Annotated in this window: 20 protein-coding genes; 4 read left to right on the top strand and 16 right to left on the bottom strand. The window is 62.1% G+C overall.

The genetic code is table 11. The features are described from left to right. Nucleotides 1-60 precede the first annotated feature (60 nt). The gene (gene dnaG, locus AC1DU8_RS12595; protein ID WP_477667113.1) at nt 61-2,043 is read left to right on the top strand and encodes a DNA primase; all 1,983 of its coding nucleotides are present in this window, start codon (nt 61-63) and stop codon (nt 2,041-2,043) included. A gap of 140 nt (nt 2,044-2,183) precedes the next feature. Here dnaG and AC1DU8_RS12600 read toward each other — a convergent pair whose 3' ends face one another. Continuing rightward, complete coding sequence (locus AC1DU8_RS12600; RefSeq protein WP_457278846.1) at nt 2,184-2,768, bottom strand: hypothetical protein; 585 nt, start codon at nt 2,766-2,768, stop codon at nt 2,184-2,186. Between AC1DU8_RS12600 and rpoD the strand changes: the two genes are divergently transcribed. Further along, a complete protein-coding gene (rpoD, locus tag AC1DU8_RS12605) occupies nt 2,740-4,911 on the top strand; it encodes an RNA polymerase sigma factor RpoD (RefSeq protein ID WP_477726824.1) in 2,172 nt (723 codons plus the stop codon). The genes AC1DU8_RS12600 and rpoD overlap by 29 nt on opposite strands. 73 nt (nt 4,912-4,984) lie before the next feature. Here the strand turns inward: rpoD and AC1DU8_RS12610 are convergent, their stop codons facing one another. From AC1DU8_RS12610 to AC1DU8_RS12680, 15 genes are all read right to left on the bottom strand, one after another. Continuing rightward, complete coding sequence (locus AC1DU8_RS12610; protein WP_457278848.1) at nt 4,985-5,881, bottom strand: dienelactone hydrolase family protein; 897 nt, start codon at nt 5,879-5,881, stop codon at nt 4,985-4,987. 52 nt (nt 5,882-5,933) lie between these two features. Next, entirely contained in the window at nt 5,934-7,010 is a 1,077-nt protein-coding gene (locus tag AC1DU8_RS12615; RefSeq protein WP_477726825.1) for an aldose epimerase family protein, read from the bottom strand. A gap of 24 nt (nt 7,011-7,034) precedes the next feature. Then, the gene (locus AC1DU8_RS12620; RefSeq protein WP_457278850.1) at nt 7,035-8,003 is read right to left on the bottom strand and encodes a TRAP transporter substrate-binding protein; all 969 of its coding nucleotides are present in this window, start codon (nt 8,001-8,003) and stop codon (nt 7,035-7,037) included. 154 nt (nt 8,004-8,157) lie between these two features. After that, the gene (locus AC1DU8_RS12625) at nt 8,158-9,123 is read right to left on the bottom strand and encodes a Bug family tripartite tricarboxylate transporter substrate binding protein (protein WP_457278851.1); all 966 of its coding nucleotides are present in this window, start codon (nt 9,121-9,123) and stop codon (nt 8,158-8,160) included. An 80-nt stretch (nt 9,124-9,203) separates the two neighbouring features. Further along, a complete protein-coding gene (gene glxR, locus AC1DU8_RS12630) occupies nt 9,204-10,085 on the bottom strand; it encodes a 2-hydroxy-3-oxopropionate reductase (protein WP_457278852.1) in 882 nt (293 codons plus the stop codon). 66 nt (nt 10,086-10,151) lie between these two features. Further along, entirely contained in the window at nt 10,152-10,934 is a 783-nt protein-coding gene (gene garL, locus AC1DU8_RS12635) for a 2-dehydro-3-deoxyglucarate aldolase (protein WP_457278853.1), read from the bottom strand. Between the two features lie 36 nt (nt 10,935-10,970). Next, entirely contained in the window at nt 10,971-11,957 is a 987-nt protein-coding gene (locus AC1DU8_RS12640) for a Bug family tripartite tricarboxylate transporter substrate binding protein (RefSeq protein ID WP_477667108.1), read from the bottom strand. A 34-nt stretch (nt 11,958-11,991) separates the two neighbouring features. Continuing rightward, nucleotides 11,992-13,581, bottom strand: a complete 1,590-nt coding sequence (gene garD, locus AC1DU8_RS12645) for a galactarate dehydratase (RefSeq protein WP_477688940.1) — start codon at nt 13,579-13,581, stop codon at nt 11,992-11,994. Further along, nucleotides 13,581-14,687, bottom strand: coding sequence for a lactonase family protein (locus AC1DU8_RS12650; protein WP_477667106.1), 1,107 nt, complete (start codon nt 14,685-14,687; stop codon nt 13,581-13,583). Before AC1DU8_RS12650 ends, garD begins: the two co-directional genes overlap by 1 nt. 30 nt (nt 14,688-14,717) lie before the next feature. Further along, on the bottom strand, nt 14,718-16,022 hold the full coding sequence (locus AC1DU8_RS12655) for a glucarate dehydratase family protein (RefSeq protein ID WP_457278857.1): 1,305 nt from the start codon (nt 16,020-16,022) through the stop codon (nt 14,718-14,720). 3 nt (nt 16,023-16,025) lie between these two features. After that, complete coding sequence (locus tag AC1DU8_RS12660) at nt 16,026-17,309, bottom strand: TRAP transporter large permease (RefSeq protein ID WP_457278858.1); 1,284 nt, start codon at nt 17,307-17,309, stop codon at nt 16,026-16,028. Continuing rightward, nucleotides 17,309-17,836, bottom strand: a complete 528-nt coding sequence (locus AC1DU8_RS12665) for a TRAP transporter small permease (protein ID WP_457278859.1) — start codon at nt 17,834-17,836, stop codon at nt 17,309-17,311. The genes AC1DU8_RS12660 and AC1DU8_RS12665 overlap by 1 nt, the downstream gene beginning before the upstream one ends. Before the next feature lie 72 nt (nt 17,837-17,908). Further along, nucleotides 17,909-18,892 (bottom strand): TRAP transporter substrate-binding protein, encoded by a 984-nt coding sequence (locus AC1DU8_RS12670; protein WP_457278860.1) that lies wholly within the window; start codon nt 18,890-18,892, stop codon nt 17,909-17,911. A gap of 33 nt (nt 18,893-18,925) precedes the next feature. Beyond that, nucleotides 18,926-19,828, bottom strand: a complete 903-nt coding sequence (locus AC1DU8_RS12675; protein ID WP_457278861.1) for an SMP-30/gluconolactonase/LRE family protein — start codon at nt 19,826-19,828, stop codon at nt 18,926-18,928. 9 nt (nt 19,829-19,837) lie between these two features. After that, nucleotides 19,838-20,647 (bottom strand): NAD-dependent epimerase/dehydratase family protein, encoded by an 810-nt coding sequence (locus tag AC1DU8_RS12680; protein WP_457278862.1) that lies wholly within the window; start codon nt 20,645-20,647, stop codon nt 19,838-19,840. A 216-nt stretch (nt 20,648-20,863) separates the two neighbouring features. Between AC1DU8_RS12680 and AC1DU8_RS12685 the strand changes: the two genes are divergently transcribed. Beyond that, nucleotides 20,864-21,637, top strand: a complete 774-nt coding sequence (locus AC1DU8_RS12685; RefSeq protein WP_457278863.1) for a FadR/GntR family transcriptional regulator — start codon at nt 20,864-20,866, stop codon at nt 21,635-21,637. A 65-nt stretch (nt 21,638-21,702) separates the two neighbouring features. Then, on the top strand, nt 21,703-23,070 hold the full coding sequence (gudD, locus tag AC1DU8_RS12690) for a glucarate dehydratase (protein ID WP_477667104.1): 1,368 nt from the start codon (nt 21,703-21,705) through the stop codon (nt 23,068-23,070). Nucleotides 23,071-23,227: the final 157 nt, after the last annotated feature.

Genomic DNA, 23,227 nt, shown 5'->3' on the forward strand with positions numbered 1-23,227 from the left:
GCCCCCTCGGGGGGCAGGGAGCTACACGCAGTGAGCGACCGTGGGGGCGATAATTGCTTTATGGCCATCCCCCAATCGTTCATCCAGGAGCTGCTCGCGCGCGCCGACGTGGTGGACATAGTGGGCCGCTACGTGCAGCTCAAAAAGGGCGGCGCCAACTTCATGGGCCTGTGTCCCTTTCACGGCGAAAAGTCCCCTTCCTTCAGTGTCAGCCCTTCCAAGCAGTTCTATCACTGCTTCGGCTGCGGCAAAAACGGCAACGCCATCAGCTTTCTGATGGACCACGGCGGCATGACCTTTGTCGAAGCCGTCAAGGACCTTGCCCAGCAATACGGCCTGCAGGTGCCTGAAGACGATGTCTCGCCGCAAGACCGGGCCCGGGCCGCCCAGATGCGAGAGCAGCAGGCCACGCTTACCAGCGTGCTGGAAAAGGCCGGCGTCGCCTACATCAAGGCCCTGCGCAACTCCGAGCGCGCCATCGACTACTTCAAGGGCCGCGGTGTCTCGGGCGAAGTCGCCAGGACCTTCGGCTTGGGCTACGCACCTGAAGGCTGGCGCAGCCTGGCCAGTGTCTTTCCCGATTACAACGACCCGCTGCTGGTCGAAAGCGGCTTGGTCATCACAGGCGAGCCCGGCGAGGAAAACCAGGCAGGCGAAGCCAAGCGCTATGACCGCTTTCGCGACCGGGTCATGTTCCCCATCCGCAACGTCAAGGGTGAATGTATAGGCTTCGGCGGCCGCGTGCTCAGCGACGAAAAGCCCAAATACCTCAATTCGCCGGAAACCCCTGTGTTCAGCAAGGGCCGGGAGCTTTATGGCCTGTTCGAGGCCCGCACCGCCCTGCGCGAACACGGCTATGCCCTCGTCACAGAAGGCTATATGGACGTGGTGGCCCTGGCCCAGCTGGGGTTTGCCAATGCGGTGGCAACCCTGGGCACCGCCTGCACGGCTGATCACGTGCAAAAGCTGTTCCGCTTCACCGACTCAGTCGTCTTCAGCTTTGACGGCGACAGCGCCGGCCGCCGCGCCGCCCGCAAAGCGCTGGACGCCGCCCTGCCCTTTGCCACCGACGTGCGCACCGTCAAGTTCCTGTTCCTGCCGGCCGAGCACGACCCCGACAGCTACATCCGCGAGCACGGCCAGGAAGGCTTCGCGGCCTATGTCAGCAAGGCCGTGCCGCTCAGCCGCTTTCTGCTGGAAGCCGCCGCCGAGGGCTGTGACCTTGACACCGCCGAGGGCCGCGCCCATATGGCCAGCAATGCCCGCCCGCTGTGGAACCTGATGCCTGATGGCGCATTGAAACGCCAGCTGTTGGCCGAAATTGCCGACAGGGTACTGATTGACAGCCGCGAACTGACGCAGCTTTGGCAACCTGCGACCTCCAAGGGTAGCTATAAAAATAATAGCAGCTTGCGCACGTCCAATAAGGGTCAGAAGCCGGAATCGTCCTCAACATCAGGCGCTTCCCAGGACATGTCTGGCCCTGCGGACTATCTGCCGGATTTTCGCGAGGAGCCCGATTACACCTCGTCCGAGCCCTCTGGCGGCTACTTCCCGGCATCGTCAACGACGGGACGCAGCTTCGGCGCCCGGGCTCCACGCCGCGTGGCTGGCCGTATCTTGCCGGCCAGCCGTGAAGACCGTGTGCTCAGGTTGCTGCTGACCGAGGCCCAGACCTGGGACCGGCTCACCACTGAAGAGCATCATTTGCTGGTCGAGTTGCCTGAGCCCCACGGCCCGCTTTTCATCTGGCTGGAGAGCCAGTTGCATGAGCATGGGCCCCAGCCGTGGGCCGCCTTGCGTGAAGGGCTGCGCGGCCACCCCCACGAAAGACATGCCACAGCGCAAATCGCACAGATTCCTGAAGGCATCGAAAGTGACTGGGATGAGGTTCGGAGCATCCTGGACCAGCTCCTGCGCCTGCACCGCCAGCGCGAGATGAGCGAGTTGGCCGCCCGGGCCGCCACCGACCCGGCCGCCCGGCAGCGCTATCTGGAGCTGGCCGCCAGCCTCAAAACCGCCGCCACCGACCCGGCCCGCTGAGCGGGCCCGGCCTCCGGGAAAATCCCTGTTTCTGGGTCATATAAATCGCCCAAAAAACAGGCAACAGGGTATAATCCGATTTTCGACGGCAAGCGCGACAGCAGCACCTCCGGCCCGGCCACCCTGAAACTTCGGGGAACTCACAGATGAGACGGCCACTTCCCCCAGGGAATTTCCGCAAGGACTGCACACCAAATGTTCGCCCAAACAGCTTGCCCGGGAAAATAAACCGCCATGTGCCTTTGGCACTGCCCGGCCTGTTTTTCCGCCTTCTCGTTTTGACTCTGAATCTTTGTCACCGTGCCTGTGCTTTGTGCAGGCGCCAAGGCGCATTTTTGTTTACTGGTAGCTGATCGATATTTAAAACAATTCCCGACAACTGGAGGTCCCATGCCTACTGCCAAGCCGAAGAAGCCGAGCACGTCCAAGAAGCCGCAAAGTGCGCAGTCCAAAGCTGCCGCAAAGCCCAAAGCCAAAGCAGCACCCAAAGCTGCGGCCCGGCCCGCAGGCAAGCCTCCAGTCAAAGCAGCAACTAAAGCTGCTGCAAAGCCTGCCGCCAAAAGCGGCAAGGTTGAAAAGCCGGGAAAACACGCCATATCTGTTAAACCCAGCAAACCCAATGCTCTGGTGAGCAAAGCCCCCCTGAAAACCGCGAAATCCGCGATTTCCGATTTGCCCCTGAAGAAAGCCCCCGCCGTGCCGACCAAGTCCAGTCCTGAAGCCAAGCCCCTCGCCGTCTCCGCCGACGTGCCCGTGAAGAAGAAACCCGGCCGCCCGCCCAAGAATCCGGCGGCCGAAGGCAGCGCGCCTGCCGCCACCACCGGCGCCAAGCGCGGCCGCAAGCCGAAGAGTGCGGCCGGCCCGGTCAAGACAGGGGAAGACCTCGACATGTCCGACATTGAAGACGATCTCGTCGGGGAACCCATCGCGGAAACGACCGAGAAGGTCAAACCGCTGCGCATGAAAATCAGCAAGGCGAAGGAACGCGCCCTGATGAAGGAATTCGGCCTGGATGAAACCGTCCTCTCCGAAGAAGACATGCTCAAGCGCCGCCTGCGCCTGAAAACCCTGATCAAGCTGGGTAAAACGCGCGGCTACCTCACGCATGGCGAAATCTCCGACCACCTTCCCGACAAGCTGGTCGATGCTGAAACGCTGGAAGTCGTGGTCAACATGCTCAACGACATGGGCGTGGCCGTGTACGAGCAGGCGCCCGACGCCGAGACCCTGCTGCTGAACAACACCGGCCCTACGGTCGCCACTGAAGAAGAAGCCGAAGAAGAAGCCGAAGCCGCGCTGTCCACCGTCGACAGCGAATTCGGCCGCACCACCGACCCCGTGCGCATGTACATGCGTGAAATGGGCACGGTTGAGCTCTTGACGCGCGAAGGCGAAATCGAAATCGCCAAGCGCATCGAGGGCGGCCTCATGAAGATGATGGAAGCCATCTCGGAAAGCCCCGCCACCATCGCAGAAATCATGCGTCTGGGCGAAGAAATCCGCGAAGGCAAGATCGTCATCTCCACCGTGGTCGACGGCTTTTCCAACCCCAACGAGGCCGACGACTATGTGGCCGAAGAAGACTTCGACGAATTCGACGAAGAAGATGATGACGACGGCAAGGGCGGTTCCAAGGCCCTGACCAAAAAGCTCGAAGAGCTCAAGAAGGAAGCGCTCAGCCGCTTCGACAAGATCGCCACCCTGTTCGAGAAGGTTCACAAGACCTACGACAAGGAAGGCTACGGCACGCCTACTTATGTGAAGTCGCAAAAAGCCCTGAGTGACGAGCTGATGACCGTGCGCTTTACCGCCAAGACCATTGAAAAGTTGTGCGACATGCTGCGCGGCCAGGTGCTGGACGTGCGCAAGAAAGAGCGCGAGCTGCGCCGCATCATCGTCGAGAAATGCGGCATGCCGCAGGAAGTCTTCATCAAGGACTTCCCGCCCAACCTGCTCAACCTGAAATGGGTTGAAAAGCAGGTTGCCTCCGGCAAGCCGTGGTCGGTGGTGATGGCGCGTAACGTGCCGCCCATCCAGGAACTGCAAACCAAGCTAGCTGAGTTGCAGGCCCGCGTGGTGGTGCCGCTGGCCCAGCTCAAGGACATCAACAAGCGCATGAACGAAGGCGAGTCCAACTCGCGCGACGCCAAGAAAGAAATGATCGAGGCCAACTTGCGTTTGGTGATTTCGATCGCGAAGAAGTACACCAACCGCGGCCTGCAGTTCCTCGACTTGATCCAGGAAGGCAACATCGGCCTGATGAAGGCCGTCGACAAGTTCGAATACCGCCGCGGCTACAAGTTCTCGACCTACGCCACCTGGTGGATTCGCCAGGCCATCACGCGCTCCATCGCCGACCAGGCCCGCACCATCCGCATCCCGGTTCACATGATCGAGACCATCAACAAGATGAACCGCCTGTCGCGCCAGCACTTGCAGGAATTCGGCTTTGAGCCGGACGCCAGCATCCTGGCCGCCAAGATGGAGATTCCTGAAGACAAGATCCGCAAGATCATGAAGATCGCCAAAGAGCCGATCTCGATGGAAACACCGATCGGTGACGATGATGATTCGCACCTGGGCGACTTCATCGAAGACAGCGCCAACACCGCACCGCTGGAAGCCGCGATGCAGGCCGGCCTGCGCGATGTGGTCAAAGACATTCTCGACAGCCTGACACCGCGCGAAGCCAAGGTGCTGCGCATGCGCTTCGGTATCGAAATGTCGACCGACCACACGCTCGAAGAAGTCGGCAAGCAGTTCGACGTGACGCGCGAACGCATCCGCCAGATCGAAGCCAAGGCGCTGCGCAAGCTCAAGCACCCTTCGCGTTCGGACAAGCTGCGCAGCTTTATCGATACGCTGTAAGCTGCTTTTTCCTCAAAGCCTCTTGAGAGCCCGGCCCCGGAAGGTGCCGGGCTTTTTTATGCCCGTTTGAAATTCAAGGTGCCGTCAGCCCTACCTTGCGCACGAACGCATCGAGCGGCACCGACCACATATTGCCACCGTAGGTCAGCAGCGAATGCCCATCATGCCCTGGCACCGGGCCCGTCTGGACGAACTGCGTGTCGCTGCCGCCTGCCCTGAAGGCCTCGTGCCATCCGCGGGGCGCCTCGGCTCCCCAGAACTGGTCGTTCTCGGCGTAGAGCCACAGGTTGGGCACCTTGACCAGCTTGCCGAGTTCACCATAGGTTTTACCCATGTTCTCGGGCTTGCAACTCCTGGCCGGGGAGTCTTCCGGATTACCGCCGGAGCCGCCCGCGAAATTGACGGCGCCGACGACGCCCGGCAGATTGAGCGCCGCGACCGACACCGTCGTCATGCCGCCCACCGACTGCCCTTCGAGCAGCACCCTGTCCTTGCGCACCCAGGGCTGCTGCAGCGCCCATTGGTGCAACGCGACTACTGTCTGGCCCGCGTGGCTGGCCACACGCATGAAGTCGGCATCGCCGGTGCAAACCTTGCCGCTCCACCGGATGCCGGAGTCCTCCCTGTCGGAGCCCCCGGTATCCCCGTATCCCGGCCGTACCGGGGCAACCACGGCAACACCCTTGCGAAGCCAGTAGTTGGCGTGCCCGACCAGCACCGGATACTCAAGCTTGGCCCTGTCAACGCGCGACGGCGCTCGCCCGTGGGAAAAGATCACCAGCGGAAACGGACCTTCGCCCGCGGGCTTGTAGAGATGGGTGACAACCTCATACTGTTTACCGTCGATCAGCAGAGGCAGTTTGACGATCTGCGGCGGCACGCGCTCGGGCTGCTGCGCCCATGCGGGCATGCCGGTCGTCTGCGCCGCCCACACCATCCCAAACATCCACGCCAGTTTCCACCATCGCATGCTCAGCTCCTTGCTTGTTGCCGGAGCATTTTGACATGCGGAACGCACTCGCCTAAGAAGTGCTGAAGCGGTAGAGCGTGCGGCCCTGGCGGCGCTGTCCCGGCTCATGTACGGCGGAAGGAAATGCCGGCACATTGGGTGCGTTGGGGTACCCTTGCGGCTCAAAGCACAGGCTTTGCTGCTGCGCGTATTGCCTGCCGCCCTTGCCCGGCCCGCCGGCCAGCGGCTCGCCTGCCACAAGACCGGTGTAGAACTGCATGGTGGGCTCGGTCGACCAGACTTCCATCACCCGCCCGCTAATGGGTGCACTCACGCGCGCGCATAGCGCCAGATCTTCATCACTGGCGGCAGAGCGGTCAATCTCAAAACAGTCGTCATACCCGGCGACGAGGCCAATACCAGCCTCGGCTTGCAAGCCGCGCACCCGCTTGCTCAGCACGACCGGCTTGCGCAAATCAAACGGCGTTCCTTCCACCGGCAGCAACCTGCCTGTCGCGATGAGGTCAGGCACCATCTCGAAATAGCGGCTGGCGCAAATCGTGACCTCATGCTCCAGCGCGTTACGACTTCCCGCGCCTTCGAGATTGAAAAAAGCATGCGTGGTGAGATTGGCCACCGTGGGTGTATCCAGCGCGAGCGCCTCGTAGTCGATCACCAGCTCGTTCGCCTCGGTCACGCTGTAGGTCAGGCGCAGTGCCATCGCGCCCGGAAAGCCCTCTTCCCCGTCGGCAAACACATAACGCATTTCAACGCTGGAATCGCTGCACTGCACCGTATCGAATACCCGAAAACGCGAGCCTTTCACGCCGCCGTGCAAGCAGTGCAGGCCGTTGTTGGCGGCCAGCACATGCTCCTTGCCACCCAGCGTGAAGCGCGCATGGCCAATACGGCCTGCATAGCGCCCGATGAAGGCCCCCACCGAGGGCGCTCCGCCGATCACGCCGTCGATGCTGTCGTAGCCCAGCACCACGTCGTCAAAGCGGCCATCCCGGCCCGGCACCAGTACTTGCTCGATCTTTGCGCCGTAGTTTGTCACGCACACAGTCATGCCTTGACCGTTGCGCAACGTGAACAACGCGGTGGGCTTGCCACCGAGCTCTCGTACAAATCGTGTGGGGTCAAGCAGCATGGCAATGCACGGTGTCTGGGACGCTCACTTCGAAATAATCGTCAGCAACTCTTCGCGTGTGGTCGGGTCCGCCATGTATTTTCCATACAAAGGCCCCATGCGCCTGACCATGGGCGATGCATCCCTGACCTTGACGAACTGCGAACCCTGCTTGGTCGTGGTCTCCAGAGCCGCGGCCACCCGTTTGTTCCACAGCTCGCGCATCAGGATGGCGGACTTGACGCCGGCCTCGGTGAACGCGGCTTTGTCTTCTTTGCTGAGTTTTTCCCACAGCTTGGTCGAGACGACCAGGGCCTCGGGCGAGATCACATGGTTGGTGACGTAAACGTTTTTGGCCACCTTGAAGTGTCCGGTGGACTCATACGAAGGCAAGTTGTTCTCGGCGCAATCCACCTTGCCCTGCTCCAGGGCGGCCAATACGTCCTTGAAGGGCAAGGCCACCGGCTTGGCGTCCATCAGCTTCACCATCTCGATGTAAATTTCGGACTGCTGGACACGAATATTCATGCCGGCCAGGTCCCTGATATTGTTGACGGGCTTGACGCAGTAAAAAGAACGGCCACCGCCGTCATACCAGCCCAGCACAACGAAGCCGGCGGCCTTCAGGTTGGCGGCAAAACGCTCACCCAGCTTGCCGTCCAGATGGCGAAACATGTGCGCGGAATCAGTGAACAGGAAGGGCAGGTTCAGCACCTTGATGCCCGGCACGGCGTCCGACAGCGGACCGGAGCTGAACTCAGCCACGTCAATCTCGCCGCTCTTGAGCATCTGCACGGCCTTGGGCTGGTCGCCAAGGGTGCCGCTGTTGAAGAGCTCGATGTTATAGCGGCCACTGGTGCTCTTGGCCACCTGCTCCACGAAACTCTTCATGGCCTCCGATACCGGATAGCCATCGGGATGAATGTTCCATGCCCGCAGCTTGGTCTGAGCCACAGTGGCGCTCGCGCATAGGGCAAAAGAGAGGCACAAAAGCCCCTTGAATGAAGTCCGCATGTTTTTGTCTCCTGGCGTGGCTAATAACGGCCAGCCTCTGATGGGCCGACTCGTTTCTTTTCAAAATTGAATCCCTTGCTCGATATTCCCACGGATGCGCGCTCACAACCCAAAGGTATCAGGCAATATCACCACTAAGTCACGCAACGATTTTTCAGTCCAGTTTGATGTTTGCTTCTGCAACAACTTTGGCCCATCGGCTGCGCTCCTGGTTGAAAAAAACATCCTGCTGTGCCGGTGTCATGGTCACGACCTCGGCGCCCTGCCCCGCCAGCTTGGCGCGGATGTCCGGGCTGCGGATGATCTTGATGAGCTCGGTGTTGAGGCGATTGATGACAGCTGCCGGCGTACCGTTGGCCACCAACAAGCCCTGCCAGGTGCCCGACTCGAAGTTGGCAAGACCCTGCTCCGCCAGCGTCGGCACATTGCCAATCAGCGGCATGCGCGTGCTCTTGGAAACACCCAGGATCTTCAGCTTCCCGCTTTGCACATGCGGCAAGGTGGCCAGCATGCCGTTCATCAACACCTGGGTCTGGCCCGCGATCGTATCGCTGACGGCCTGCGAACCGCCCTTGTAGGGGATGTACTGCCACTTCGCCTTGCTCGCCCGCTCGACCGCGACACCAGCCAGGTGCGGCGCGCTGCCCATGGCCGTTACCGCAAAGTTCAGGTCGGTCTTGTGCGAGAGCGCTACGAGCTCCTTGAGATTGCTGGCGGGCACCGAGGGATGAACCACCAGCAGGTGCGGCGAATAGGCCAGCATCGTGACGCCACGCAAGTCCTTGGTCGGGTCGAAACCCAGCTTGGGATAGACCGAAGGGCTGATGGCCAGAGCGCCGGTGTCGCACAGCAGCAGCGTGTAGCCGTCGGGTGCTGACTTGGCCACGATGTCGGCGCCCAGGTTACCGTTGGCGCCGGCCTTGTTGTCCACGATGACCGACTGCTTGAGCGCCTCGGACAGAGGCTGCGCAATGGCGCGCGCGATGATGTCTGAAGAACCGCCGGGTGGGTACGGCACCACCAGGCGTATGGGTTTGGACGGCCATGAAGCCTGCGCGCTCGCAGCGCCAGTCCCCAAAGCCAGTGAAGCAGCCATAAGCTCTCGTCGATTGATCGGCATGTTCGTCTCCGGATGTATGAAAAAGCGGTGTCCTCCACCAGCTGCGCCGTGAGCCTCTGTGGGCTCTTCATGCGGATGAGTTACGCGACTTCGTGGTTGCCCAGAAGTTCAAGCGCACGCACCAGAGCGGAATGGTCCAGGTCCTGCATGCCGTTGGCGGCACAGGCCTGCATCAGCTGGGCGGCGCCCGCCGTTTGCGGTAAAGCCAGACCCAGCGTACGTGCACCGCTGAGCGCGAGGTTCAAATCTTTCTGGTGCAAGCCGATACGGAAGCCCGGCGCAAAGGTGCGCTTGATCATGCGTTCGCCATGAACTTCCAGAATGCGCGACGAGGCAAAACCGCCCATCAGCGCCTGGCGCACTTTGGCTGGATCGGCGCCAGCCTTGCTGGCAAACAGCAGGGCTTCGCCCACGGCCGCAATGTTCAGCGCCACGATGATCTGGTTCGCCACCTTGCAGGTCTGGCCGTCGCCGTTGCCGCCCACCAGGGTGATGTTCTTGCCCATCAGCTCGAACAACGGCTTGACGAGGTCAAACGCGGCCTGCGGACCGCCCACCATGATGGTCAGGCTCGCAGCTTTGGCGCCGACTTCACCGCCCGACACCGGGGCGTCCAGGTAGTCGCAACCCAGGGCATTGATCCTTTTGGCGAACTCTTTGGTGTCCATCGGCGAGACGGAGCTCATGTCGACCACTGTCTTGCCTTTGGTCAGCGCCGAGGCCACTCCGCCCTCGCCAAACAGCACGTTCTCCACGTCGGGGGTGTCGGGCAACATCAGGAAAATGATGTCCGCCTGCTTTACTACGTCGGCGATGGAATCGCAGGCCTTGCCCTTGCCCGTCAAGAGAGCCGCAGGCACTTTGCTCCGCGTGTTCATGAAAACCTCGTGTCCCGCCGCAATCAGGTGCGCAGCCATCGGCGCGCCCATGATGCCCAGGCCGATAAAACCAAGCTTGCTCATAAAAATGTTCCTTGTTCGTAAAAAATAGCGGTAGCCCCGGCCGCGCGGTCAGGGATGACAGAAAAATCAGGCGAGGTATTTGTCGCGCAGGGCCTGCGTGGCGCCACGGAACACGCCGAGATCGCTGCCGACGCCGACAAAAGTTGCGCCCATCTCCATGTAGCGGCGTGCGTCGGCTTCCACCGGCGCCAGGATGCCGACCGGCTTGCCGTGCGCCTTGGCGGCGGCAAAAATTTTCACCATGGCGGCCTGCACCTCCGGGTGCCCGGCATTGCCGAGGTGGCCCAGTCCGGCGGCCAGGTCGGACGGGCCGACAAACATGCAGTCGACACCCGGGGTGGCGGCGATCTCGTCAGCAGCCGCCGTGCCGGCGATGCTTTCGATCTGCACCATCACGCAGATGTGGTCGTTGATGGACTTGAGGTAGTCCGGCACCGTGCCGTACTTGTTGCTGCGCTGGGATACCGAGACACCTCGAATGCCCTGGGGCGGATAACGCGTGGCGGCAACGGCGCTGACAGCCTGCTCGGCGCTTTCGACAAAGGGAATCAGGAAGTTGTAGAAGCCGGCGTCGAGCAGGCGCTTGAGCTCAACCGAGTTATTGCTGGTCGGGCGCACCACGGGTGCGCTGACACTGTCCTTCAGCGCCATCAGCTGCGGGATGTAAGTGGCCATGTCGTTGGGCGAATGTTCACCGTCAAGCAGGATCCAGTCGAAGCCGGCCACGCCCAGCACCTCGGTGGTGATGGCGTTGGACAGCGAGGACCAGCAGCCGATCAGTTTTTTGCCGGCCAGCAGGTCGCGCTTGAAGCTGTTGGGAAAGGATTGGTAAGGCGTGGGTTGTGTCATGGTGGTTTGCTGTTGCTCTCTGAAAGGGGTACGGGCTTATTCGGCCTTGATGTTGGCGGCCTTGATGACCTTGGCCCACTTGTCGACCTCGGTTTTCTGATACTCGAGCAACTGCGCGGGCGTCATGCTGGAGGGCTCCATGCCGAACACCTTGAGCTTGGCCTGAACCTCGGGCTGGGCCAGCACCTTCATCACTTCGGCGTGCAGACGGTCGACCACGGCTTGTGGTGTGTTCGCGGGGACAAACAAGGCCTGCCAGGACACCATGTCGAAGCCCTTCTGGCCGCTCTCGGCGATGGTCGGCACATTCGGGTAGCTGGGCACGCGCTGGCCGCCGGTGACGGCAATCGGGCGCAGCTTGCCGCTCTGGATGTGTGGGCCGACGATCAGGCTGGTGTCGAACATCATGTCGAGCTGGCCCCCTATCAGGTCCTGCACCGCGGGCGCCGAGCCCTTGTACGGCGCATGGGTGAACTTGACGCCCGACTGGCTGGCCAACAGCTCCAGCGCCATGTGCGGCGAGGTGCCGATGCCCGGCGAGCCCGAGCTCAGGCCGCCGTTCTTGGCGCGGGCGGCCTTGAGCACGTCGTCCAGGGTGCGCAGCGGGCTGCTGGCCGGCACCACCAGCAGCAGCGGGCTCACGCCCAGCATGGCGACGGGCGCGAAGGATTTCACCGGGTCGTAGCCGATGGGCGTGCTGTAGAGGCTGACGTTGATCGAGTGCGAGCTGATGGTGCCGCCCAGCAGCGTGTAGCCGTCGGCCGGTGCGCGCGACGCGATGGCCGAACCCACGCTGCCACCGGCGCCGCCCTTGTTGTCGATGACGATGGGCGTGCCGAGCGCGGTGGACAGCGGCTGCGCGATCAGGCGGGCCAGCGTGTCGGTGTTGCCGCCGGGCGGGAACGGCACAACATAGGTGATGGTCTTGCCAGTGGGCCAGGCGCCTTGCGCAAATGCAGAGAGGGCCGACAGGCCGCCGGCAGCTGCGGCGATGGCAGTGTGGATCAGGGTACGGCGTTGCATGATGATGTCTCCTTGCGTGTTTTTGAACGAAAAATCAGGTCACGGGTGCGGGGTTGAACAGCACCAGCGCGTTGTGCAGCTTCCAGTGTTCAGCCCAGGTCTTCTTGCGGCCGCTGGCCACTTCGAGCATGAGGTGGAACATCTCCCAGCCCACGTCTTCGATGCTGGCGTCGCCGTCGGCAATGCGGCCGGCGTTGATGTCCATCAGGTCGTGCCAGCGGCGCGCCAGATCGCTGCGGGTGGCGACCTTGATCACCGGGCATTCGGCCAGGCCGTAAGGTGTGCCGCGGCCGGTGGTGAACACATGCAAATTCATGCCGGCGGCGAGCTGCAAGGTGCCGCAGATGAAGTCGCTGGCCGGCGTGGCGGTGTAGGTCAGTCCCTTGCGCTTGAGCTTTTCACCGGGCGCCAACACGCCGCTGATGGGCGAGCTGCCGGACTTGACGATGGAGCCCATGGCTTTTTCGACGATGTTGGACAGGCCGCCCTTCTTGTTGCCGGGCGTGGTGTTGGCGCTGCGGTCGACCAGGCCTTTTTGCAGGTAGGCGTCGTACCAGGCCATCTCGCGAATCATGGCCTGTGCCACTTCCGGCGTGGCCGCGCGCGAGGTGAGCTGGTCGATGCCGTCGCGGACCTCGGTGGTTTCGGAAAACATCACGCTGGCACCGGCGCGCACCAGCAGGTCGGTGCAAAAACCGACCGCCGGGTTGGCGGTGACGCCGGAGAAGGCATCGCTGCCGCCGCACTGCACACCAACCACCAGTTCGCTGGCGGGCACGGTTTCACGGCGGCGCGCATCGAGCTTTTCCAGGTGCAGCACGGCCGCCTGCATGATGGAATCGATCATGGACATGAAGCCGACATGGTTCTCGGACTGCAGGCACACCACATCAAGCGGCGCTTCGGCGCTGATGCCGACGTCGGCCACGCTGCGTTCGTCGACGATCTGGATGGTGCCGGGCGGCATCAGGCGCTCGGGCTGGAGCTTTTCGCAGCCCAGGCTGACCACCATCACCTCGCCGCCGAAGTTGGGGTTCAGGCTGATGTTGCGCAGCGTGCGTATCGGGATGATGGCGTCGGGGGCGTCGATGGCGACACCGCAGCCGTAGGTGTGTTCCAGGCCGACCACGTCGTCGACGTTGGGAAACTTCGGCAGCAACTCGTCCTTGATGCGCTTGACGGCGAAGTCCACCACGCCGGCCACGCACTGCACCGTGGTGGTGATGGCCAGGATGTTGCGGGTGCCGACGGAACCATCCGCATTGCGGTAACCCTCGAAGGTGTAGCCCTCCAGCGGGGCCTGTGCCGGTGGCTTGACGGTGGCGATCGGCAGGCCTTCGAGGCCCCGCGCGTCGGGCATGGCGAGCAGGCGCTCGTGCACCCAGCTGCCGGCGGGAATATCTTTCAGTGCGTAGCCAATCGGCACGTTGTAGCGCAGAACTGCCGTGCCCTTGGGCAAGTCAATCAGCGCCACCTTGTGCCCTTGGGGAACCCGCTCGACCAGCGTCAACCCATCGGCAAACACTGCGCCAGCCGGCAGTCCGCCGTCGTTGGAGACGATGGCGACGTTGTCCGCATCGTGCATGCGGATGTACAGCGGTGGACGGGGGGCGAGTGCGTTCATCAGAAGTCCACGATCTCGACCCAGTTCGGGTTCTTGCCGCCAGGCTGGCTCTTGCCCGCGCCCGGCAGGCCGGTGACGGGATCGATGGCATGCAGCGACACGCCGTGCGAGTCCTGGCCGGTAGCGATCAGGAAGCGGCCGGTCGAGTCCACCGCGAAGCCGCGCGGTGTCTTCTCGGTCGGCGTCTGGCCGACCACCGCGATCCGGCCCGTGGCAGGGTCGACCTTGAAGGTGGTCAGCGTGCTCGAAGTACGCTCGGAGCCGTAGAGGAATTTGCCGTCTGGCGAAATCTGCAGATCGGCCGCCCACACCTTGCCGGCAAAGCCCGGCGGCACAACGGTGCTGCGCTGCAGATGGCTCATTGCGCCTCTGCCGGCGTCATAACTGAACACGTCCACGCCACCATCCAGCTCGTTGAGCAGATAAACGTATTTTTGCGGCTTGTCCCACACGAAGTGACGCGGGCCGGTTTTAGCCGGGGCGACGTTGATGAGCGCGGGGTCGTTGGCCGAAAGCACACCGGTTGCCGGGTCGAACTTCCAGCTCGAGAGGTTGTCCCCGCCCAGGCTGGTGGCGAAAACGTACTTGCCCGAAGCGTCGGCATGGATGGCATGCGCATTGGGCGCGGTTCTCACGATTTGCTGCACCGCACCCACGACGCCGTCGGCGCCCATGCTGTTCACGGTGATCTTGTTGCCGCCGTACGAGGCGGCGAACAGCCACTTGCCGGTCGCGTCGAGGTCGATGTTGGCCATGCTGTCGGCCAGCGTGGATTCGCCCAGCTTCTTCAAGCCACCCGTGGCCCCGTCGATGGCGAAAGTCACGACACGAAACGGCTGCGAGCGCAGCGCCACGTAGAGGAATTTTTTGTCACGGCTCACCACCATGGGCATGGCCGTGCCGCCCACGGGTACGGTGGCCACCGGCTTGAGGGCACCTGCCGCGCGGTCCAGCTGCATCACCGAGATGTCCTGGCTGTCGGCATTGGCAACGTACACCCAGGTGGCCGCGCTGGCGGCACCGGTGGCGGCGATCAGGCCCGCGCCGGCGAGCAGCAGAAACGAAGTGCGCAACGAGGCTGGAATCATGGCAAGTCCTTGTTTCATGGTTGAAGTTGTCCTGCGGATGGGCGCCGTTCAATAGCGGGGTTGCGCGCCGGTGAATGCGGGGTCGTATTTGCGCATCTGCGCGAGGTCGTCGCGGTTGCGGATGCCGCAGTTCAGGTAGTTGTCGTGCAGGCGCGCCAAAGCCGTGCGGTCCAGCGTCACACCCAGGCCGGGGGTGGTCGTCACGCGCAGGCTGCCGTCCTCGAAGCGCAGGCGGCCGCCCTCCACCACTTCCTCGTCCTGCCAGGGATAGTGGGTGTCACAGGCGTAAGTCAGCAGCGGCACGCTGGCGCACAGGTGGGTCATCGCCATCAGGCTGATGCCGAGGTGCGAGTTGCTGTGCATCGACAGGCCCAGGCCAAAGGTGCTGCACAGCCGCGACAACTGCTGCGTGACGCGCAGGCCGCCCCAGTAGTGGTGGTCGCTCAGCACGATCTTGACCGGGCAGCCCATCTCGGCGTTGCGGCGGAACTCGGCGAAATCAGTCACCACCATGTTGGTGGCCAGCGGCACCTCGCAGTCGCGCGCCACGGCCGCCATGCCCTCCAGGCCGGGGGCAGGGTCTTCGTAGTACTCGAGCACGCCGCGCAGCTTTTCCACAATCTTCAGGCTGGTCGCCACGCTCCAGTTGGCATTGGGGTCGATGCGCAGGGGCACCCCGGGGAAAGCCTCGGCAAGCGCCAGCAGGCCCGCAGCTTCCTGATCCGGCGCAAGCGCACCGGCCTTGAGCTTGATGCTCTTGAAGCCGTACTCTGCAATCATCCGGCGCGCCTGGGCCACCAGTTGGGGTGGTGTGAGCGCTTCACCCCAAGGGTCGGCCGGATATCCGGAAGAAGCAGGCTTGTCGATGTGCTGCGCATACTTGTAGAACAGGTAGGCCGAAAACGGTACGCGGTCGCGCGCCGCACCGCCCAGCAGGTCCACCACCGGTGCGCCAGCCAGTTGTCCCTGCAGGTCCAGCATGGCGACCTCAAAGGCGCTGACGACCTTAGCCACCGTCTTGGAGACGTGAGTGCCCGGCGCCAGGGACACCTGCTGGCCGAGAAACTCCGATGCGGTCTGCACCGGCGGCGTGACCTGACCGGCAACGCGCGACTCCATCTCGCTGAGAGCCCAGGGCGACAGGCCAACGAGCGTGGGCGCGACCTTGGCCAGCGCCTCGAGCATCGGCAAGTCACCGTAACTTTCGTTAATGCCGACCAGGCCGGAGTCGGTTTCCAGCTCGATGATGGACCGCAACGCCCAGGGCTCGTGAATACCGGCCGCGTTCAGGAGCGGCGGGTCGCGAAAGGCAATGGGCGTGATGCGAACCGCGGTGATCTTCAATACGGACATGAATTACTTGAGCAGCAGGTTGGGCAACCACAGCGACAGCGCCGGCACGTAGGTCACCATGAACAGCACCAGCAACAGCGCGCCAAAGAAGGGGTACAGCGCCCGCACCACTTTTTCGATGGGAAGTTTGGCTACCGCCGCGCCGACAAACAGCACGCCGCCCACGGGTGGCGTGATCAGGCCCATGCCGAGGTTGACCATCATGATCATGCCGAAATGCACCGGGTCCACGCCGAGCTGGGTAACCACGGGCAACAGGATGGGCGTCATGATCAGGATCAGCGGCGCCATGTCCATCAGCGTGCCCAGAATCAGCAGCAGCACGTTGATCATCAGCAGCACCACATACTTGTTGTTCGAGACGCTGGTAAACATGCCGGTGATCTGCTGCGGAATCTGCATCAACGTCATGATGTAGCCGAAGCTCGCGGCAAACGCGATCAGGATCATGACGATGGACAGGGTCTTGACCGTGCGGTGTACCAGCTTGGGCAGGTCGCGCCACTTGTAGTCGCGGTAAATGCACATGGTCACAAAGAAGGCCCAGATCACGGCAATGGCGGCCGATTCGGTGGCCGTGAAAATGCCCGACAGAATGCCGCCCAGGATGATGACCATGGTCATCAGGCCCCAAAGCGCATCGGCGCAAATCTTCAGCGCCTCGCGCATGGGGATGACGCGGCCCTTGGGAAAGTCGCGTTTCTTCGCGATGAACAGACACATGACAGCCAGGGTCAGACCCAGCAGCAAGCCAGGCAGCACACCCGCGAGAAACAGCGCCGCGATCGACACGCCGCCGCCGGCGGCCAGCGAATAAATCACTGCGTTGTGGCTGGGCGGGATCAGGATGGCCTGCACCGAGCCGCTGACGGTGACCGCCGTAGCGAAGTCGCGCGGGTAGCCCTTTTTCTCCATCTCGGGAATCAACACCGAACCGATGGAGGCCGTGTCTGCCATCGACGAGCCGGAAATGGCGCCGAAGAAAGTTGAGGCCAGGATATTGACCAGCGACAGGCCGCCGCGCACAAAACCGACCAGCACACTGGCAAACGCCACCAATCGGCGGGACATGCCGCCCTCGGCCATGATGGCGCCGGCCAGTACGAAAAAGGGAATCGCCAGAAGCGAAAACTTGTTGACGCCGCTGGAGATCGCGATCATCACCGCGTCCAGCGGGATGTCTATCCACCAGGCGCCAATCAGCGCGGACAAGCCCAGCGCATAAGCCACCGGCAGGCCCAGAACCATGAGCAGGAGAAAAGACCCCAGCAGAACAAATGCATCCATCAGAGGGCCTCGCCTTCAATTTTTTCGTGGTCGTAGGTGACAACTTCGCGGTCACCCTGATGGCCCAGCGCCATGCGTTCAAGTACAAAGATAAGCGTAATCAGGCCACCCAGGGGCAGCGGGAGATAGGTCGCACCCACCGGCATCCAGGGGATTTCGCCGATGTACTGGCCCCAGGTCTGCATGCAGAGCTTGGCGCCGTAATAGGCCATGAAGACGGATACCACCGCCATCAAGATGTCCATCAGCCAGGCAACGACGCTGCGCATTTGTTCGGGCATACGGTCTGTAACCATGGCTACAGAAATATGAGCGTTGGCGCGGTAGCCGGCAGCGGCGCCGAAGAAGGTAAAGATCACCATCAACAAAATTGAAATGGGCTCCGGCCACTGCGAACCGGTGCCCAGCACGTAACGTGTGAAGATGCCCCATGGAATGATCAGCGACATGAGAAAGATGGACAGGCCCGAGATCCAGATGCACGCAAGGTACAGCCAGTCGTTGAAGCGAAGGGTATGGTGTTTCATGGTATTTCCGCAATACGGCAAGACGGCCCGGGCGCGCCGCGTCGGCAGCGCACCTGGGCCCGGGAGCAACGCTTATTTGGTTGCGTCGATACGCTTCATCAGGTCAGCAAACTTCACGCCGTACTTGGCGCGCACGGGCGCCGTGGCATCAAAGAACAGCTTCTGGTCCACCGGCACAAACTCGACACCCGCGGCCTTCAGTTTGGCCGAGTATTCCTCGACGCTCTTGTCCCACAGTACGCGCTGTTCCAGCTGTGCCTCACGGCCCAGCTTCTTGACCAGGGCCTGGTCGGCTGGCGTGAGTTTGTCCCATGTCACCTTGGACATCACCAGCAGTTCTGGAATGATCAGGTGATTGGTTTGGGCGTAGTACTTGGCACCGGCGGTGTAATGGTTGGAAGTGAACATGCTGGGCGGGTTGTTTTCCGCACCGTCGATCACGCCGGTCTGCAGTGCGCTGAACACTTCGCCGTAAGCCATGGAAATGCCGTTGCCGCCCATGGCGTTCATGGTGTCGACAAACAGCGGATTGCCCATCATGCGGACCTTCACGCCCTTGAGGTCGGCGGGGGATTTGACCAGCTTCTTGGTGTACAGGCTGCGTGCGCCGCCGTCCATCCAGCCGAGGGCAACCAGGCGCGCCGGGCTGGCAGTGACCTTGGCCAGCAGTTCGTCGCCGATCGGGCCGTCGATCACTTTGCGCATGTGCGGGATGTCGCGGAAAACGAAAGGCATGTTGAACACGTCAACTTCCGGCACGATGGGGCCGATCACGCCCAGCGAGATGCGGTTGATTTGCAAGGCGCCGAGCTGGGTCTGCTCGACGGTTTCCTTTTCCTGACCCAGCACGGCGCCGGGGAACATCTGCATCTTGATGCGGCCATTGGTCTGGGCTTCAAGCTTCTTGCCCATGTTCTCGACGGCGACAACCGTCGGATAACCCGCCGGGTGCGTGTCAGATGCCTTGAGCACGATGTTCTGCGCCGAGGCAGTAAACGATGTGGCCAATGCGACTGCCGCAACGGCTGCGGCGATAAAGTTTCTGCGGAAGGTCATGGTTGTCTCCTTGAAGGACCGGTTTATAAATAACTAGCGGGAAAACTGCGGCTCGGGCAGCCCGCGCACGCCGGGGCGCAACGCGAACACACCGCCGGCCAGCGGCTGGTCAGATAAGTCGACACCTTCAGGGCGTATCGACGTCACGAACAGGGTGTCAAGCCCGGCGCCGCCAAAGGCGCACATGGCAGGTTTTTTCACCGGCACGGCCAGCGAGCGGTCCAGCTTGCCGGCGGGGGTGAAACGATGGATCAGGCCGGCATCGTTGCCGCAAATCCAGTAGCAGCCGTCGGCATCGACAGCCGCGCCATCCGGACGGCCGGGCAGCGGGTTCATGTCGACAAAGACGCGCCGGTTTGATGGCGTGCCAGTGTCGGTGTCGTAGTCAAAGGCCCAGATGGCCTGTACCGACGGATGCGAGTCCGACAGGTACATGGTACGGCCGTCGGGGCTGAAGGCCATACCGTTCGGCGTGATGAAACCGTCCAGGAGTTTTTTCAGTTCGCTATCTTTTTTATAGCTATAGATACAACCCACACGTGCGCCGGCAGCCATATTCATCAACATGGTACCGGCAAGAAAGCGCCCCTGACGGTCACAACGGCCATCGTTGAAGCGCATGCCGGGCATGGCATGCGTAACGGCGGCAAGCTGCTTGAACCCAAGCTGGCCATCCGCCCGTGGACTCAGGCGGAACACGCCGCTTTCAGCGCCTGCAACCCAGTCCTGCGTGCCGCCTATCGAAGCAACGCAGGCCAGCATTTCAGGAGCGGCCCATTCAGTGAGAACGCCTTCGGCCACGCTCCAGCGGCACAGCCTGCGCGCCGGAATATCAACCCAATAGAGCGCTTGTTCGGCGGCCTGCCAGACAGGGCTTTCCCCCGTGCCATTGCGCGCATCCAGAATCAGCTCAACGTGAGATTCACTCGTGTTCATCCTGGCCACTCAGTCGCCGAAAGGGCCGGCCACGACAAAGCCACCACCCTGGTACTGGGCGACCGGGTCTTTCAGGTCAGGTGCAGCGGTTCGGGCGTAGACGGCCTCGCGAAAGATGTCCGAGCTGTCTTTCGGCACATAACCGATGTGGCGTGCGCGGCTGTTGTCCCACCAGGTGACGGCGTTGTCGGACATGCCAAACACAATGCTGTGGCCCAGCACCGGCGTGGTCAGGCAGGCGGTAATCAAGCGGTGCAGGTCGTCAAAGCTCAGCCAGGTCGCCAGCATGCGGCGGTCTTTGGGCTCGGCAAACGAAGAGCCGATGCGCACGCAAGCGGTTTCAATGCCGTAGCGGTCAAAGTACAGGCGCGAGAGATCTTCACCGAAGGCTTTGCTCAGGCCGTACAAACCGTCGGGCCGCGGCGGATGGTCGGCATTGATGGTCTGGTCCTGGCGGTAAAAACCGGTGACGTGATTGGAGCTGGCAAAGACGATGCGTTTGACGCCGTTCTTGCGCGCGGCCTCATACAAGTTATAGGCGCCCAGGATATTGGCCTGCAGGATGGGGCCAAAGGGCCCTTCTACCGAGACACCGCCCAGATGAACAATCGCATCAACACCCTGAACCATGGTGTGGACGGCAGCGGAATCGGCCAGGTCGGCCAGAATCACCTCCTCGTTGACCGCGGCAGCACCGAAAGGCTGCACGTCGGACAGCCGGAGTACCGAGCAATTGGCTTTCAGGCGCTCGCGCAAGGCCTTGCCCAAGCCACCAGCCGCGCCGGTCAACAAGAGCTTTTCGTGAACTTTGATGGTCATTTTTTACATCTGTGCCCGGTGCGATTGCAAACACTGGACTTTTTTATGAAGTTTGTTAAAGTCAACCCAAGAACATCGCAGTCATAGGTTGTCTGATGACTTGGAATTCTCCAGTTCGCCCCCTAGCTTGTCAATGGTTTTTTAATGGACTCAAGGAAAACCCCTAGTCGCTCCGAGGCAGGCCTTACGGTTGGCTTTCACGAAGAGCCGTTACGCATGCGCCGCCCCCGCGGACTGGTGGGTGAGATCGTCGAAAATCTGGCCACCAGCATCCGTTCAGGTCACCTGCAGCCGGGCGAAAAACTGCCCACAGAAGCCGAAATCATGGCTCGTTTTGACGTGAGCCGGACCGTGGTGCGTGAGTCGCTGTCCAAGCTCCAGGCCTCAGGGCTGGTCGAAACCCGGCACGGCATCGGCACCTTTGTCCTGCAACCGCAGGACGCCGGCAACTTCAAGATCACCGCCGAGGACTTTGCCACCGTGGCCGATGTGATCTCGGTGCTGGAGCTGCGTATCAGCCTGGAAACCGAAGCCGCCGGCCTTGCCGCCCAGAGGAGAACGCCAGAAAACCTCAAGGCCCTGGAAAATGCATTGCGCGCCTTTCACGACTCCATCAGCCTGGACTCCGACGCCGTGCCACCGGACTTCCAGTTCCATATGGAAGTAGCCCGCGCCACGGGCAACCGGCACTTCGCCGACCTGATGACCTACCTGGGCACCATGATCATTCCGCGCACTCGCGTCAACACGGCGCACAGTGCACCCGAAGGCCGCTTCAACTACCTGCAGCGGGTCAACAGCGAGCACGAGAGCATCTACAACGCCATCCGCAATCAGGATGCGGAGGCCGCACGCGCCGCCATGCGGACGCATCTGTCCAATAGCCGTGAACGGCTTCGCCGGGGCAATAACGCGCATACCATGCAGCCACCCGAAGAGCCTTCCGAACCTCAGGCACCTCGCACCCTGGGTACAAATCTGGTTGCATAAATAATCGGTGAGTTGTACGATAACTGATAAATTGTTTTATCAACCATCCTACAAGCAAGTCCGGTATGCCCGCTTCAAACGCTCCCGCAACAGCCCCTCACGCCCTTTCCCAAACTCCCCGAATCACTCGCGTGCAGGTGATTCCCGTGGCCGGCCAGGACAGCATGCTGTTAAACCTCAGCGGTGCCCACGGCCCATTTTTTACCCGGAACCTGCTGATCCTGACCGATAGTTCAGGCCGCACCGGCGTAGGTGAAGTACCGGGCGGCGAGAAGATCCGCAACACCCTGGAAGACGCCCGTGAACTGATCGAAGGGCAATCGGTAGGCGCGTGGAACCAGATTCTCAACACCCTGCGCACACGTTTTGCGGACCGCGACAGCGGCGGCCGCGGCAACCAGACCTTTGACCTTCGCGTGGCGATTCATGCCGTCACTGCCGTGGAAAGCGCCCTGCTCGACCTGCTGGGTCAATTCCTGGGTGTACCTGTGGCCGCCCTGTTGGGCGAAGGCCAGCAGCGGGATTCAGTGGCCATGCTGGGCTACCTTTTTTATGTGGCCGATCGCAAGCAGACGGACCTGGCCTATTCCAGTGCGCCGGATGCAGAGGACGACTGGCTGCGCCTGCGCCACGAGGCCGCCATGGATGCCGACGCCATCGTGGCATTGGCCGAAGCGGCCTACAAGCGTTACGGCTTCAAGGATTTCAAGCTCAAAGGCGGCGTGCTGCGGGGCGAGGAAGAGATGGAGGCCATCATTGCCCTGTCAGAGCGGTTTCCCGATGCACGCATCACGCTGGACCCGAACGGCGGCTGGCTGCTCAAGGATGCCATCCGCATCTGCCAGGGCCGCGGCGATGTGTTGGCCTACGCAGAAGACCCCTGCGGCGCCGAAGGCGTGTTCTCCGGCCGCGAAGTGATGGCGGAGTTTCGCCGGGCCACCGGCCTGCCGACCGCCACCAACATGATCGCCACCGACTGGCGCGAGCTGTCGCACACCATTCACCTGCAGTCGGTTGACATCCCGCTGGCCGACCCGCATTTCTGGACCATGCAAGGCTCCGTTCGCGTCGCGCAGGTCTGCCAGACCTGGGGGCTCACATGGGGCTCGCACTCCAACAACCACTTCGACATTTCCCTGGCCATGTTCACCCACGTGGCTGCGGCCGCGCCGGGCAAGGTCACCGCGATTGACACGCACTGGATATGGCAGGATGGCCAGCGCCTGACCAAGGCCCCCTTGCAAATTGTGGGCGGCCAGGTTGCGGTGCCGCAAACACCGGGCCTCGGTGTGGAACTGGACATGGCCGAAGTGGAAAAAGCGCACCAGCTTTATCTCAAGCACGGCCTCGGTGCGCGCGACGATGCCGTAGCCATGCAGTACCTGATCCCCGACTGGAAATTCAACAACAAGATGCCCTGCATGGTTCGATAAATCCAGCAGGTCGCCGGAATTTAGAGGGTTCCGGAAATCTGTCATGCCCATTGCACGGGACATTTGTTGCACGCCAGGCGCCGGGGGCGGTATACCGCGGCGCCCTTTCCCCACCAACGATACCCACTGAGCCACAAAAACAATCAGGAGACAAGAC

Source organism: Polaromonas sp. P3_A5, from assembly GCF_056403055.1.

Excerpts from the sequence above, each read along its gene's own strand:
- dnaG (WP_477667113.1), top strand. The coding sequence starts at position 61 with ATGGCCATCCCCCAATCGTTCATCCAGGAGCTGCTCGCGCGCGCCGAC.
- AC1DU8_RS12610 (WP_457278848.1), bottom strand. The coding sequence starts at position 5,881 with ATGCGATGGTGGAAACTGGCGTGGATGTTTGGGATGGTGTGGGCGGCG.
- AC1DU8_RS12615 (WP_477726825.1), bottom strand. The coding sequence starts at position 7,010 with ATGCTGCTTGACCCCACACGATTTGTACGAGAGCTCGGTGGCAAGCCC.
- AC1DU8_RS12620 (WP_457278850.1), bottom strand. The coding sequence starts at position 8,003 with ATGCGGACTTCATTCAAGGGGCTTTTGTGCCTCTCTTTTGCCCTATGC.
- AC1DU8_RS12625 (WP_457278851.1), bottom strand. The coding sequence starts at position 9,123 with ATGCCGATCAATCGACGAGAGCTTATGGCTGCTTCACTGGCTTTGGGG.
- glxR (WP_457278852.1), bottom strand. The coding sequence starts at position 10,085 with ATGAGCAAGCTTGGTTTTATCGGCCTGGGCATCATGGGCGCGCCGATG.
- garL (WP_457278853.1), bottom strand. The coding sequence starts at position 10,934 with ATGACACAACCCACGCCTTACCAATCCTTTCCCAACAGCTTCAAGCGC.
- AC1DU8_RS12640 (WP_477667108.1), bottom strand. The coding sequence starts at position 11,957 with ATGCAACGCCGTACCCTGATCCACACTGCCATCGCCGCAGCTGCCGGC.
- garD (WP_477688940.1), bottom strand. The coding sequence starts at position 13,581 with ATGAACGCACTCGCCCCCCGTCCACCGCTGTACATCCGCATGCACGAT.
- AC1DU8_RS12650 (WP_477667106.1), bottom strand. The coding sequence starts at position 14,687 with ATGAAACAAGGACTTGCCATGATTCCAGCCTCGTTGCGCACTTCGTTT.
- AC1DU8_RS12655 (WP_457278857.1), bottom strand. The coding sequence starts at position 16,022 with ATGTCCGTATTGAAGATCACCGCGGTTCGCATCACGCCCATTGCCTTT.
- AC1DU8_RS12660 (WP_457278858.1), bottom strand. The coding sequence starts at position 17,309 with ATGGATGCATTTGTTCTGCTGGGGTCTTTTCTCCTGCTCATGGTTCTG.
- AC1DU8_RS12665 (WP_457278859.1), bottom strand. The coding sequence starts at position 17,836 with ATGAAACACCATACCCTTCGCTTCAACGACTGGCTGTACCTTGCGTGC.
- AC1DU8_RS12670 (WP_457278860.1), bottom strand. The coding sequence starts at position 18,892 with ATGACCTTCCGCAGAAACTTTATCGCCGCAGCCGTTGCGGCAGTCGCA.
- AC1DU8_RS12675 (WP_457278861.1), bottom strand. The coding sequence starts at position 19,828 with ATGAACACGAGTGAATCTCACGTTGAGCTGATTCTGGATGCGCGCAAT.
- AC1DU8_RS12680 (WP_457278862.1), bottom strand. The coding sequence starts at position 20,647 with ATGACCATCAAAGTTCACGAAAAGCTCTTGTTGACCGGCGCGGCTGGT.
- AC1DU8_RS12685 (WP_457278863.1), top strand. The coding sequence starts at position 20,864 with ATGCGCCGCCCCCGCGGACTGGTGGGTGAGATCGTCGAAAATCTGGCC.
- gudD (WP_477667104.1), top strand. The coding sequence starts at position 21,703 with ATGCCCGCTTCAAACGCTCCCGCAACAGCCCCTCACGCCCTTTCCCAA.